At 47.5% G+C, this 15,369-nt stretch carries 7 protein-coding genes; 6 read left to right on the forward strand and 1 reads right to left on the reverse strand.

Features of this window, described 5'->3' with window-relative positions; all coding sequences use genetic code 11:
• The first annotated feature begins 137 nt into the window (after positions 1-137).
• On the forward strand, positions 138-1,274 hold the full coding sequence (locus tag HF864_RS02525; RefSeq protein ID WP_169461539.1) for an Ldh family oxidoreductase: 1,137 nt from the start codon (positions 138-140) through the stop codon (positions 1,272-1,274).
• Between the two features lie 69 nt (positions 1,275-1,343).
• Here HF864_RS02525 and HF864_RS02530 read toward each other — a convergent pair whose 3' ends face one another.
• The gene (locus HF864_RS02530) at positions 1,344-3,038 is read right to left on the reverse strand and encodes an NFACT RNA binding domain-containing protein (RefSeq protein ID WP_169461540.1); all 1,695 of its coding nucleotides are present in this window, start codon (positions 3,036-3,038) and stop codon (positions 1,344-1,346) included.
• A gap of 251 nt (positions 3,039-3,289) precedes the next feature.
• Here HF864_RS02530 and HF864_RS02535 point away from each other — a divergent pair, with 251 nt between their 5' ends.
• The 5 genes from HF864_RS02535 to HF864_RS02555 all read left to right on the forward strand — a co-directional run.
• Complete coding sequence (locus HF864_RS02535) at positions 3,290-4,168, forward strand: DegV family protein (protein ID WP_169461541.1); 879 nt, start codon at positions 3,290-3,292, stop codon at positions 4,166-4,168.
• Between the two features lie 3 nt (positions 4,169-4,171).
• Entirely contained in the window at positions 4,172-4,801 is a 630-nt protein-coding gene (locus HF864_RS02540) for a hypothetical protein (protein ID WP_169461542.1), read from the forward strand.
• 254 nt (positions 4,802-5,055) lie between these two features.
• Positions 5,056-5,811, forward strand: a complete 756-nt coding sequence (locus tag HF864_RS02545; protein ID WP_169461543.1) for a gamma-glutamyl-gamma-aminobutyrate hydrolase family protein — start codon at positions 5,056-5,058, stop codon at positions 5,809-5,811.
• Positions 5,795-7,183 carry an APC family permease gene (locus HF864_RS02550; protein WP_169461544.1) on the forward strand — a complete coding sequence of 463 codons (1,389 nt, stop codon included), beginning with the start codon at positions 5,795-5,797 and terminating at the stop codon, positions 7,181-7,183. The genes HF864_RS02545 and HF864_RS02550 overlap by 17 nt, the downstream gene beginning before the upstream one ends.
• Positions 7,184-7,597: 414 nt before the next feature.
• Positions 7,598-15,369: KxYKxGKxW signal peptide domain-containing protein (locus tag HF864_RS02555; protein WP_169461545.1), on the forward strand; the 7,772-nt coding region annotated here is incomplete at its 3' end.

A 15,369-nucleotide genomic window follows, 5' to 3' on the forward strand; every position in this document is an offset into this window, starting at 1 on the left:
AAATAATTTTAAATTTGTAAAAAATACAAAAAATTTGATATTTATTAATGGAAGCGCTTAAATTCCGGATAAAAATGTGTTATGATTTAATCATGTTAAGTCGTGAAACGTTTTATAAACAGAAAGAAGCTTGCAAAATGAATGAAAATAAAGTCGTCAAGTTTTCCTACGAACAGCTCGATCATCTTTGCATGGATGCCTTTCAAAAGTTTGGCTTTAGCGAAAAACAAGCTGCCATCATTACTGACGTCTTATTGACTGCAGATATGTATGGCATTCAAAGTCATGGCATGCAGCGTATGGTCCGTTATTATAAAGGAATTCAAAAGGGAACGATGAAGGTCGATGCCGAACCGGAAGTCATTTTTGAAACCCCGGTTTCGGCAGTCATTGATGGTCATGATGGTATGGGCCAGCTCAATGGACATTTTGCAATGGAACTGGCGATAAAAAAAGCCAAGCAGGCAGGCGTGGGGATTGTTTCAGTACGTAATTCCAACCACTATGGCATTGCCGGCTATTACGCCAAGATGGCAGCTAAAGAAGGCATGTTGGGCTTTTCTTGTACCAACAGCGAAGCCATTATGGTACCAACGTTTGGCAAAGAATCAATGATTGGCTCCAACCCACAAGCATGGTGTCTGCCAGCCAAACCATATGATTTTTTGTTTGATGCCTCAACAACGGTCGTAACACGGGGCAAGCTGGAAATGTACAACAAGCTGAATCAGCCGCTGCCTGATGGCTGGGCACTTGATGCCAATGGTGAGCCAACCAATGATGCAGCTGACGTTTTAAACAACATTGTGCACAAAAACGGCGGTGGGATCATGCCACTGGGCGGTAATACTGAAACATTGGGCTCACACAAGGGTTATGGCAATGGGATGGTTGCTGAGATCTTCTCTTCGATTCTTTCGCTGGGGATGACTTCAGAATCAACTATGCAAAACGGTAAATCCGGTATCTGTCATGGCTTTATGGCGATTAATCTAGATGCGTTTGGCGATGGTCAGACTATCAGTGAGCATCTGTCGCAATATTTGCAAAAGCTGCGTGATTCGGCTAAGGCCAATGGTCATGACCGCATCTACACGCATGGTGAAAAAGAGGTTTTGGCTATGGCCGATCGTAAGGAAAACGGCATTCCGGTCATTGACAAGACAATGACTGAGGTTAAAGATCTATGCGACTATCTGGACCTGAATTTTGCCGACTACTTTGGTGAATATCAGCCACCTAAGGCCGAAGCAATGTTTACCGGTAACTATTAATCAAGCAGACTTATTTAGTCTAATCTAAATACAAAAGGACTCTGATGTATCACATCAAAGTCCTTTTTATTAGTTGGGCAGCTTTTTAGGCGTGACGGACAGCGTCTTTTGGCCACGGAAGGTTACGAATCCCGGCTTGGCCCCGCTTGGCTTGTGCAGATTCTTGACTGGCAGATAGTCAACCGGCACATGGGCAGAGTCACGTCCTTTAGAGAACCAGGCAGCCAGTTGAGCCGCCTGCAGAATCGTTTCTTCGCTAGGGTTGGTGGTATCGCGAATGACGACATGCGAGCCTGGCATATCCTTGACGTGTAGCCAGATTTCGTTTTTATTGGCTGTCTTGAAGCTCAACCGGTCATTTTGAAGATTGTTTTTGCCGACCAAAATAACCGTGCCATCAGTAGCGTGGAAGACTTCAGGTTTGGAAACGGGAATCTTGCGCTGCTTTTTGCCTTTTTTGTGCTTGGCTTTGATATAGCCTTGCTGCTGCAGCTCCAAGCGAATTTCTTGAACGTCGCTGGGATTGGCCAGATCGATCTGGCTGAGAATCGTTTCGAAATAATCAATTTCTTTTTGCGTGATGGCCATCTGCTCATTAACGTACTTAACCGAGGCCTTGAGCTTGTTGTAGCGCGTAAAGTACTTCTGAGCATTGCGTGAAGGCGAAAGATCTGGCTGCAGAGTAATCTTTAACGGTTTGTTCTCATCATAAAAATTAGGTAACTCAACGGATTTAGCGCCACGAGGAACCTGGTGCAGCCAGGTGGTCAAAAGCTCGCCGCGAATCCGGTAGCGATCAGCATCGGCGGCATCAGCCAGTTCTTTTTGAAATTTCTTCATTTTACGCTGATCTTTTTTCAGTTCATTATGCACGACTTTGAGGACCTGACCAGCCAGCTCTTTGGTCCGATCAGACTGCGCCTTATTGACGTAATAGGCGTCCAAGAGCTCAGAAAGCGTGGCAAACGACTGTAGAACAAGGCCCGCGGTATTAATTGGCGCAAATGCCGCAAAACTGGTCTTGTTCTTTTCATTGGTGATCAAGACCGGAGCGGGATTTTCAAAGTGACGCAAAAACGACTGGTAGGCGCTGGGCAGATTGTCACTGGCTAACAGCTCAGCCGCCATTTCTTTAGCAGTTTCTGGTGCCAGACCCTGATAGCTTTGCTGCAGTTCTTTAGCCAGCTGGGCGGAATCGTTTTTTAAGTCACGGGCCAGATCAGAATAAATCTGGTTGGGCAGGTAGGGATTGAATCGTTTTTGTTTGGGCGGCATGATGAAAGTTGCACCGGGCAAGAGCAGACGAACGCGATTGACGTCGCTGCCGACATGCTTGATGGCATCAATGATCTTGCCGGTCTTGGCATTAACCAGGGTAACGTTGCTGTGACGCGCCATGATTTCAACCATCATCACCAACTCCAGTGGGTCGCCCAACTCATCTAAAGTTGAAAAGGTCAGCTTAATAATGCGGTCGTTTTCAACCTGGGTGACTTCCTTGACCAGCGCTCCTTCCAGATATTTGCGCATGGTCATGGCAAAGTTGCTGGGAACGGCAGGGTTTTGATATGGGATCTGGGTAATTTGAATGCGTGGATAGGATGGATTGGCTGAAATCAGCAGTGAGTAGTTATGGCGATTGGCTCGAATTACCATCACCATTTCGGCTGGATATGGCTGATTGACCTTGGAGACACGGCCACCTTGCAGCGTTTGATTAAGCTCGTGGACCATGGCATGGGTGAAAAAACCGTCAAATGGCATTTTGATCGCTCCTTTGCTTTTGCATAACTAGTCTATTATAACGTGGATTAACGTTTCTGACCAAATTAAGGCTGGGTTTGCTGAAGTGATTGGCCAGATCTGTGTCAATCGGCTGCCATAAAATTGGTTTTAGGCGCTGAATGTGCTATCCTATTTAAATGCAGACCTTATTTTGAGGTCGGCAGTTTTATCATGCTATTATTTTTCTAAAATATTATTCTAAATTTGCAATCATACTGGAGGAGAACTCAATGAAAATCGCGGTTGTAACCGACAGTACCGCTTATTTAACCCCACAAGAAGCTGCGGATAATCATATTACGGTCGTACCGATTCCACTGGTGATCGATGGTCAAAGCTACCAAGAAGGCGTTGATATTACAACAGAGGAATTCTACGACAAGCTGGCCCACTCCAAGTCATTTCCAAGTACGTCTCAGCCTTCAATCGGTCTTTTGATGGAAACCTACCAAAAGCTGGCAGATGAGGGCTACGATGCGGTGATCAGCATTCATTTGACCAAGGCAATTTCCGGTCTACTCAACACGATTGCCCAGATTGCCGAAGATATGAAGGATACGATCAAAATCGTACCATTTGATTCGCATCTGACGGTCAAGATGATGGGATATCTGGCTTTAGAAGCAGCCAAGTTAGCTGAACAGGGTGACGATCTGGACGATATTGTCAAAAAAGTTAGCGAGTATCGTGACACCTTTAATAACGTTTTTGTCGTAGACGATTTGCAAAACCTGGTCCGTGGTGGACGGCTTTCCAATGCTTCAGCTTTTATTGGCTCCATTTTGAAGATTAAGCCGCTTTTGACGATGCACACGCAAAACTATGCGATCGAGGCGTTTGAAAAGGTGCGTTCAATGAAAAAAGCCAAAGCACGCTGTGAGCAGATTTTTGACGAAGACTTGGCCAAGCTTGACTATCCAGTCCGGGCCATGGTGCTGCATGCCAACTGTCCTGAAGAAGGTCAAAAATGGCTGGATAAGCTGCAGGCCGACCATCCCGATATTCATTTTGAACTGAGCTACTTTGGTCCGGTCATCGGCGTACACCTGGGACAAGGCGCCTTGGCTCTGGCCTGGATGCAGGATACGGCTAAAAAGCCACTGGATTAGCCTATGCAGCAGCGAACGAAAGATGGTCTCTGGGCGCTGGTGCTAACGGCTTTAATGGTGATTGTTGGTCTGTTGCGCCTGTCAACGCCATTGCCAAAAGGTCAGGTAGCCATTGAATTGGCCGGAATTATCGGCTTGAGTTCAATGGTGGGCCTGAATCTGCGCTGGGGGGCTGGAATTACGACTGTCGCTACGATAATCTTGATTCTGCTGGGAAAAGCAGATTGGATGACCGCGCTGGATATGATGGTTGACATGATTATGATCAGTGCCTTAATTGGCTGGCAATTGCCGCGCGATATCAAGGTAACGCATCGGCAGGCGATTGGTGTTGGAGTGGCGGCCGGAATCTCACAATGGATTACAGCCGAGGTGCTCTGCGGGATTGCCGGGGATGCATTTGCACATGGCAGTGGGATCATGCCATTTATGCGGCTGGCTTTGCCAACGACGCTGCTGACGGCCCTGCTCTACATGCTGCTGATTCCACCACTTTCACTTTTGATTCGGCACTTTAACTGGCAGCCGCCCAAAGATGGTGATCGGCCTCAAAAACCGCGCTCAATGGTGATTGACTTGAGCGATCATCAAGGAATGCCGAAAAAACAAGATGACCATCACGATCAGGGCTAACCGAGTTTGTATTGACAAACGTTACTGATTGGAATATTCTTAGACTATTAAAAAATGATGAGGTGAACTGATGGCTGCTCAAATGATGATGCAAAAAATGTGCTGTCCATGCTGCATGCATTGCCGCATGTTTTTTGCTCTGCCATCAGATTGCAAGACCAAATAAGGCAGCCGCGACCGGTTGCTGATTGAGTCAAGGGACTACTGGCGGCGCGTCAGTGGTCCCTTTTATTTTACTAAAAGGAGCAGAGTTTATGAAAAAGCCGGTAATTGGCATTTCAGGCAGTGAACTGACTAAAAACGTTGGGCCCTTTGTTGGCTATCGTCGCAGCTACGTCAATAAAGACTATAGTGAGGCGGTTATTAAAAACGGCGGGGTACCATTGATTATTCCGTTCAATGAGGATGCCGACGTAACCGAGTCTCAGCTGGAACTGGTTGATGCCTTGATTCTTTCAGGCGGTCAAGACATTGACTCGGCAAACTATGGCGAAGAGCCGCAGCCCGAACAAGGCACGGTTTGGCAAGCGCGCGACCAGTTTGATATGCGGCTGTTGAAGCTGGCGGAAAAACGCGGCATCCCGGTGCTGGGCATCTGCCGGGGTGCGCAGCTGATCAACGTCTTTTATGGCGGTTCGCTCTATCAGGATCTTAAATACTATCCGGTGCCGACGCTCAAGCATTGGCAGGGCGATACGCCATGGTGGCAGGCGACGCATCAAGTAAAACTGGTCAGCGACACGCATCTGGCAAAGATTTTTGCTCAGACACCCAGACTGCGGGTTAATTCCTACCACCATCAGCTGATTAAAAAAGTTGGCAAGGGACTAAAGGTGAATGCTTTGGCACAAGATGGCGTCTATGAGGGAATTGAAAATGAAACGGGAACGGTTATCGGCGTGCAATGGCATCCTGAAATGCTGCACGCTCATCAGTCCGAGATGAACCGGCTGTTTAGTTATCTTATCAGTCGCGCCAGTTGGAAAGGCGGGAATGAACATGCAGAATAAAACTGACAAACTGGGCTTTTGGTCGATTGTTCTATTAGCAATCAATTCAATTATCGGCTCAGGAATCTTTTTGACGCCAGGTTCGGTCGTGACCATGGTGGGAACCAAGGCGCCACTGGTCTATCTGATCGCGGCGGTTTTTGCGGCGATGCTGGCCTTGACGTTTGCCGCGGCAGCCAAGTACGTTACCAAAAGCGGTGCGGCCTATTCCTATGCTAAGGCAGCCTATGGCGAGAATATGGGCTTTTACATGGGTGTCGTGCGATTCTTTTCAGCCAGCGTGGCCTGGGGCGTGATGGGCGTTGGTGTAATCAAGAGCACGCTTTCGATTTTTGGTGCTGACTCAACCAGCTTTAAAAACATTACCTGGGGCTTTGTTGTCTTAATGGCGATTATTTTACTGATCAATTTCTTTGGACAGCGCTTCTTAACCTGGGCCAGCAACCTGGCAACCATCGGCAAGCTGCTAGCGCTGGGCTTGATCATCGTTGCGGGAATCATTGTCTTTTTAAAAACCGGCGTCAGTCATTTTCACGAACTGGACACGCTTAAAGCCGCCAATGGACAGCCTTTGATTCCCAAGTTCACGACGTCTGGCTTGGTGATGGCGGTTATTGCCGCCTTCTATGCTTTTACTGGTTTTGAGAGCGTGGCAAGCGGCTCTGAAGACATGAAGGATCCGCAAAAGAATCTGCCCCGAGCCATTCCACTGGTAATTATGGTGATAGCGCTGGTCTATATCGGCACCATCCTAGTGGCAATGGCAATCAATCCAGCAGCAATTGTCAAAACCAAGCAGGTCGTTGCCATTGCCGCAATTTTTCAGGCACGTTGGCTGCGGATCTTGATTGAGCTGGGCGCGCTGATTTCCATGTTCGGGATTAATCTCGCGGCTTCATTCCACACACCGCGGGTTTTGGAGGCCATGGCTAAAGAGCATCAAGCACCGCAATGGCTAGCCAAGCGAACCAGACATGACTTTCCGGTTTATCCGTTTATAATTACGCTGGCTTTGGCAATCTTTATACCGATGGCTTTTCAATATAACATGACGGCAATTATCGTACTGAGTGCCATGGTGCGGTTCTTTGAGTTTATCGTGATTCCATTGGGCGTGATTCGTTTTTATCGGGGAACCAATGTCGAACCAGTGCTTAAAGCAGAGCGGAACTGGCTGACGGACGTATTGCTGCCGGTATTGTCGGTTGCCTTGACGATTTTTTTGCTGTTCAAGTTTGATTGGGTCGGCGAGTTTGGCATCAGTACTGCTCAAGGCATCGTGCCAAACTGGTTTGCGATCATCGGCATGGCGATTGGGTTCGTGATTTTGCCAGTAGGACTCTTTATGATGCTTCGACATGAAAAAAGTTAATTATCAGATGAGGCTCAGCAGACTGGCTGGGTCTTTTTAATTAGGCGGCAACATTAAAAATGTTAATTAGATTATCGTTGATGCACCCTCGCTTTTGGATGGCGGTAAAGCGGTTACGGCCAATAAAACTTTTCAAAAAGAGCGGGTATTGTGAATTATGAAAAAAAAATCATCTGTTTATAAAATGATATTTATTTTTTTATAAACAATTATTTGTAAACGCTTAACAAAGGACGCGATGTATAGAAAAAAGTAAAAAATTAAAGTTTAATTCTTTGTTTATCAGCGCTATTTTTAGAATAAGAAAGAAATTGTTTATATACTTTTTCTTAAAATTAGTCGGATTGCAATTAAATAGGCTTAAGGATAGCAGGGAGTGTTTCTGCAATCCAAAAGTGAATGGGGGAAGTCAATATGCATGATGAAAAAATACATTACAAAATGTATAAAGATGGCAAGCAGTGGGCCTTTGCCGCGATCGTGACGTTTACTTTTACGATCGCGCCTATGACGATGACGACGAATCATGCCGCTGCCGCCAGTACTGCTGAGCCGGCCGTTAATCTGCAGAATCGGGCGGCCACGTCAAGCAGCAGTGCAGTTACATTGTCAGCCAATACGGCAGCCAGCAGTTCTGCTGCTTCAACCGTAAATTCACTGACGAGTTCGACAGCTGCTAAGGCGCAATCGGCATCGACATCCAGCATGGCGGCAACCGCTTCTGCTCGGTCAGCCGCGACATCAGCAGACCGCGCTGCTGCAACGACGGTAAGTCAGACGCCGGCTTCAACGACTGCGTCAGAATCCGGCCCAACGTCATCGATAGCTAGCCAGGCCGCGGCATCTAGCCAAGCAGCTGCATCCAGTACCGGATCGGCAAGTCAGGTGTCGCCAACCAGTCAATCAGCAGCCAATAGTCAAGCGGCTGCCACATCCAAGAATGGAGCCACGAGTCAGCTAGCCGTCAACAGTCAAGCAAGCATGGCTAAGACGGTTACGTTTAATCTGGAGTCGGCTGCAGCAACGCCAGCTGTCAGCGCGGATGCAATTGCCAATAGCCTGGTCGCTAATGGTCTTAACGATACGGCAGCAGTTTTTTCAGTCAAGGATCCTGAATACCCAAGCTCAATGTACGTTGATCCTCTTACCGACCATTACACTTTCTTTTGGGCTACCAGCCGTAATAATCGAACTCGTAGGACTGGTGAGTATAACATCGTCTTGTCTACGGATCGTTCTGGTAGCGGGATCTTGTACGTAACGATTCTTGATTCTACCAATAAAATCCCGCTCAATAGTTATACGATTAAAGAGGATGACTACGAATATAACGTTAGAACAAGTAAAGATTCATGGCTAAGCATATATCTGGGTCGCATCTATAATGACCATTATTCAGGCGTCATTGGCAATCCCGATGATTTCAGTACATACTACAGCTGGAGTCCGCGTTTTAACGTCAACCAAGGGGGCGCGGTTTCTGACAGTACCTACTACACGATTCTCAGTTTTATGATTCCTAAGCTGGTGACGCAGACCACGTCCTATGTTGACGACAACGGCAAGCAGATTGCTCAAAGCCACGTTCAGCAAGGGTTAAGCGGCCAAATCTACACCACGACTGGCGGGAAGGTCGTCAATGGCTACTATGAAACCGTACCTAGCAACAGCAGCGGCTACATGTCTGAGTTTGGCAAGATCGGCGATACATACACCAAAAACTGGCATAATGGCGATAGGGTTGACTTCACTCAAACCGGTGCTGACGGGACGATGCGCGCAGACTACTACTATAATAATCGTCTGCGCGGTTCCTACACATTGGCGCCAAGCGGAGCAAAATCGTCAGTTACCGTCAATTCTGGCAGTGGCGGCCGTCTAACAATCAGCAACATCTACATCCCACAGACCCGCAATGTACAATATGTCTACAAAAAGCTGGGCAGCTTGGTGATTGATTCAACTGACGCGGCGTTTGATGCGGCTAAAAAAACCAAAACACAATACGCTAACGATCCGGATGACGCGACCAGCGCGGCGGATGTCACGCTGCCGACGATTGCGGGCTTCGTACCGTTTATCAATGGCGTCGCGGTTACGGATTATACCTTTAACCCAACCAAATACATAACTTCTTTGGATCAAGACATTACCGTTGTCTACCGGGCTAAGCAAAAAGCTCAGATTGACTTCATTGATCAAGACAGCGGCAATCAGGTGATCTTCAGCAGCGGCACGTTGACGGACTATGACGGGCAGCCAATCAATTTCGAGACGGCTGATCAGCTCAAGCAGCTGGTCTACGATGCCAAGACGAATCCAAATGGCAAGTATGATCTGGTCAAAGACGGTTTCCCAGCTGGTGCCGTCTATGACAGCAATGCCAATGTTGACCAGGTCTACCAGGTCGTCTTAAAGCATCATCATGAAACTGTTGACGGTAAGACGGATCTAGCCAATGGTCAAAAAACGGTCAAGCGCACGATCGACTACTACTACCAAGGTGATGGCAAAGCCGCGCCATCGGTTGAACAAAGCGTAACGTTTACGCGGACCGGTGATCGTGATCGCGTAACTGGTACCACGATTTGGGAAGATTGGAGCAAGATTGCTGCCCAAAACGTTGAGCAAAAAGACTCGCCAAAAATCAATGGCTATACGGCTGATAAACTGACGGTAGCTGGGACAACGATCAAGGCAACCGATAATGACTCAACCGAGACGGTAACCTACGTGCCAAATAAACAGGCGGTCAAGGTTATCTATCATGACGATACGACCAACCAAGATCTAGCCGTTAAGGAATTCTCCGGTAATTCCGGGGCTGACAGTGGTCGAAACACGGAGGCCGCGATTGCTGAATACGTTAAGAAGCATCTCAAATTGGTCAGTGACGACACGAATGGTCAAAACATCATCTTCGACAAGGACGATCAAAGCAAGCAGACCTATTTCGTGCATTTCGTTCATGAAACCGAAACCGTCAAGCGAACCAAGACCGTTACCGAAACGATCGAACACCATAAGGCCATCAAGCAGCTGAATGGCACGACCAAATATGTCGACGTCAAAAACCAGATTCCAGTCTACACGGCTACGCTGACCTTTAACGAATCGGGGGTACATGATCTGTATACCGATCAGACGGCCTGGAACGGGAATTGGACACCAACCCAGACTTTTAAAGAGGTAGTCTCGCCGGTACTGGTCGGCTACACACCTGATGTGGCCAAAGTTGATGCTGTGGCAATCACGGTTACTGATGCCAACTATGGTCAGTCGCTAAACGTTCACCATGACATTATCTATGTCGGCAAGAGTCAGATCCTGGTAGTCAACTATATTGACGACACAACGCATCAAGTCCTTGAATACTGGACGGGAACCGGTCAATCAGGTCAGACGCTGGACTACACGACCACAGCGACGATCAGCAAGTATCTAGGGCAGCATTATGTCTTGGTATCGGATGCCACCAACGGAAACCAACCAGTCTTGGATGAAGACGACATCAGCAACAACCAGGTTCTGGAGGTTCATCTGAAGCATCAGACGACGAATACGAGTCGGACGATGAAAGTCACTGAAGAGATCAGGTATGCCTACAAAGGCGATGCCAATTATCCAGACGACACGCTGGTCGACCAGAGCCTGCTGAAGCAAGCCAACCCGCTGACCAAAGAGCTTGTCTTTGAACAGGATGGCGTAACTGATAACGTTACTAATACAACGACCTGGAATCAAGACTGGAAACAGATCAAATCATTTAAAGCAGTTACCACGCCAAATTTGAAAGGCTATGCCGTTTCTGTTGACGAGATTTCGGCTAAGAGCGTGACGGTTGATGCCGCAACGTTTGATCAAAAAGGCAAGACCTACTCGTTTACGGTCAACTACACGCCGCTCAAGCAGACCGCGCTGATCAAATATATCGACGGCTCAGATAACGATAAAGAGCTGGATACTGATACGCAGACTGGGCTTTCCAATCAAAAACTGGACTACACGAGCATTCGCAACCAAATCTTGGCCAAGTATGCCAACTACGAGGTTGTTTCTGATGAAACCAGCAACGGGATTGTTTTTAATGATGATGCCGGCCAAGATCAGATCTTTAAAATCGTCTTAAAGCACAAGACAAAAGAAGTAACGCGCTCAGTTGACGTTAAGCAGATCATTCACTTTAAGTTCAGCGATAACCATCAGCAGCCTAGGGACCAGATCAACACGCTGACGTTTACGCAAAATGGGGTCAAGGATCTGGTAACCGATCAGACTGATTGGAACAGCGGCTATTCTGAGACCCAGTATTTTAAGGAAGTAGCAGCCAAACCGATCGCCGGCTACACGCCAGACATTCAAACGATTGCTCAACGTAAGATTACCGTTACCAACGCTAACTTTGTGAACGGACAGTTTGAAGGAACGATCACCTATTCGCCAAATCGGCAGTACATTTCAGTCTCGTATATTGACGATACCACGGGCAAGCAGCTGGCAAACAAGCTCTTAAACGGCTATTCAAACGCCAGCGCCAACTACAGCACGACTGAAACGATTAAAAACTATCTTGGCCAAGGTTATGAGCTGGTTTCTGATGATACTGGCGGAGCAGCGCTGAAATTCAATTCTTCAGACGATCCAAATGATCAGATCTATGCCGTTCATCTAAAGCATGGCTATGAAGATACACAAAGGGCTAAGACGGTCGTTGAAGAAATCAAGTATCAATATGAAAACGGCAGTCAAGCACATGATCCGTACCACAAAGAGCTGACGTTTAAGCAGAGTGGTCAGTTAGACAGGGTCACTAAGACAACGGACTGGAATGGTGACTGGTCAGCTGCTCAGACGCTGGCCAAGGTTGACACGCCAACGATTGCTGGCTACCACTATGACTATGCCAGCGAGCCGGAGCATATGATCACCATTACCAATGACAACTATGACACGGATCTGGATATCTATCGGACGGTTACCTACTTTGCCGACTCGCAAAACGTCGCGATCGTCTACATTGACAAAAAAACCAATAATGAGATCGCTGCTGAGTCTTTGGAAGGTAAGACCGGCGAGCATCAGACTTATAGTGCTCAGGATTTCATTAAAAATAAGCTGACGAACTACAAAAACTACACGATCGTTAAGGATGAGACGCAAGATGGCATCAAATTTCCAGATAATGGCAAATTGACGGTCTACCATGTCTACCTTGATCACAAGACGGAAACCGTTTCTCGAACCGCAAACGTCAAGCAGATTATTCACTACCAGTCGACTGATGGACGCAAGCTGGCTGAAGATACGGTCATCACCAAGCAGGCTAGCCAAACTGGGACGCACGACCTGGTTGACGGCACGACAACTTGGAACGAATGGACGCAGGCTGATTTTGATTCGGTTCAGGCACCGATGATCACTGGCTACACTGCCCTTAACCCTGATCAGATCGTTGGCGAGTCATCAGCGATCACCAATGACAACTGGCAGCAGGATAACACGCTGGAGCATACGATTCTCTACATGCCTAAATTACAGACGGCAACGATCACCTTTATTGATGACGATGCTAAAGACGCAAACGATCGGCAAATGTCAACCTTGACTCTGAGGGGCGACTCCAACGCAGACAGTGGCTACAATACGAAGTTAGCGATTGCCAGCTACGAACAGATGGGTTACGTTAAGGTCAGCGATGGCACTAATGGTCAAAATGTGATCTTTGATGCCAATGATGCTGCCGATCAAAGCTTTGAGGTTCACTTCAAGCACGGCACCACTAAAGCACCTTCGCGCAATGTCACCTACCAGCGGGTTATTACCTATGTTTATGGCAATGGCGGCAAGGCGGGTCAAAACGCTTTTACGCCGATTACGCAGACGCTTACGTTTACACAAAATGGGATTCAAGATCGCGTCAACAAGCATGTTACCTGGGACAAGCTTGATCCGCAAACCTTTACGGAAATTGCTTCCCCAAAGATGGATGGCTATGAATATGACAAGGCAGTCGTATCAGCTGCTGAGATCAAGCCAACTGAAGATGCTTTTGACCAAAAAACGGTGGTTGTCAACGAGACCGTGACGTATACGGCCCAACCGCAAAAAGCTACGGTTTACTTTATCGATGGTACGACACCAGCTGGCAGTCAGCTGCTTTTCAAGGAACTCAGCGGCTTGTCCGACATGAACAGCGGCTACACGACGACCGACATGATCGAGGGCCTCAAAAAGCTGCACTACCAACTGCTGACCGATGAAACGAATGGCCAAGAGATCGTCTTTGATCATGATGATGAAGATCAGGTCTTCTATGTCTACTTTGGCCATGAAACCAAAAAGGACTCTCGCACTAAGACCGTTACCGAAACCATCGACTACGTAAAAGACGGCGTCGTGCTTAGCGATCAGCAGGTAACCAAAGAACTGAGCTTCAACCAGGATGGGGTCAAGGATCTGGTTAACAATATCGTTGACTGGAATGGCAAGTGGACGCCAACTCAAAAGTTTGCTGCCGTACCTTCACCAACGATTAAAGGTTATAAGGCGGTTCCTGGTCAGATTGATGAGATTGCCATTACGGTTAACAACGATAACTACAATCAGAATCTGAACGTTTACAAGCAAGTTGTCTATACCGCCAACCGGCAGTCAGCCTACATTGAATACTTCGACCAGGATACTGGGACCATCATTGGCGAAAAGAATCTGACTGGTTCCAGCAATCAATTAAGCGACTACACGACAGGTGATGAGATAAAAGCTTGGGAAGAAAAAGGGTACGAACTGGTTAACGACGAAACGGGCGGCCAGCCAATCCGGTTTGATGATGATGATAACGTTTCCCAAAGCTTTGTCGTCTACCTCAAGCATCGTCATGCAACGGTTACGCGTCCGGTTAAGGTTCAGCGGGTCGTGCATTATGTCTTTCGGGATGGACCAAAGCAGGGGCAAAAGGCGGCATCTGACTATCATGACCCAGCTGCCGATTTGACCTTTGAACAAACCGGCGATGAGGATCGGGTCACACATACGATCGTTTATGACGCCTCATACAAGGATCAAGCCCAATTTGGCGAGCTGATCCTGACGCACGGCGCGGTCTATGATGCCATTGCCGAATTGATTCCCGGCTATCATTTAAACGTTAATACGCTTAGTCCTAAGACGGTTGTTATTGATGCGGATACGTTTGACAAAGCCAGTGACGGGGTCTTCACGGTTGCTGATACGGTCTACTACATTATCGACGACCAGCTGGCCAACATTAATTATGTTGATGATGACAGCAATGAAAAAGTCGTTACGATGGAGCAGACGACGGGTAAGTCTGGAGCAAAGAGCAGCTATGACTCAGCTGCGACGTTGAATCAGCTGATCTACAATGAACAAACCAATCCAACCGGTCAGTATGATCTGGTCAGCGATGGCACGAAGGATGGCATTGTCTTTGACTTGGACGGCCAGGTTGATCAGACGTTTGTCGTTCATTTAAAGCATCATATTCTAAAGCAGTCAGCCAACCGTGAGAAAACCATTAAGCAGACGGTGCTTTACCAATATGCGGATGGTACTCAGGCAGCTGATCCATATGCTGGCAAAGACATGACATTTAAACAGACTGGGGATTTGGACATGGTAACCGGCATGATTGACTGGAATGGCGTCTGGACGACCGATGAACGGCAAGGCAAGTTTGTCGATGTTTCCTCCCCAACGATCAAAGGCTACACGCCAGACGTGACGATTCTGTCATACAGTCCGCTGACCATGGACAACGACAAGTATGATTCGCCAATTGATCTGTTAGACATCGTAACCTACAGCCCAAACGATCAGATGGCAATTATTAAGTATGTCGACATCGATAATGGCGGCTCACTGGTGGCCTACGATGAAGCAAAGGGCAAGACCAATGAACAGATCAATTATGACACCAAGAATCAGCTCAGCCAGCTGGTCTACGATGCTCAGACCAACCCAGCCGGCAAGTACGTTTTAGTCAGTGACGGTTTTGCTCAGGCTCAAGCCGCCGCACAAGCCAAGGGAGAACAGCTGAGATTTGACAATGATGATCAAAACTACCAGTTGTTTACGATTTATCTGCGTCACCACTACAGTCAAGTGGAGCCAGAAAAAGATCCAGCCAGCGGCATGCGCAAGGTTTCGCAGATCATCCACTACGT

The sequence above is a fragment of the Lactobacillus sp. MRS-253-APC-2B genome (genome assembly GCF_012843675.1).
Classification (GTDB): Bacteria; Bacillota; Bacilli; order Lactobacillales; family Lactobacillaceae; genus Limosilactobacillus; species Limosilactobacillus pulli.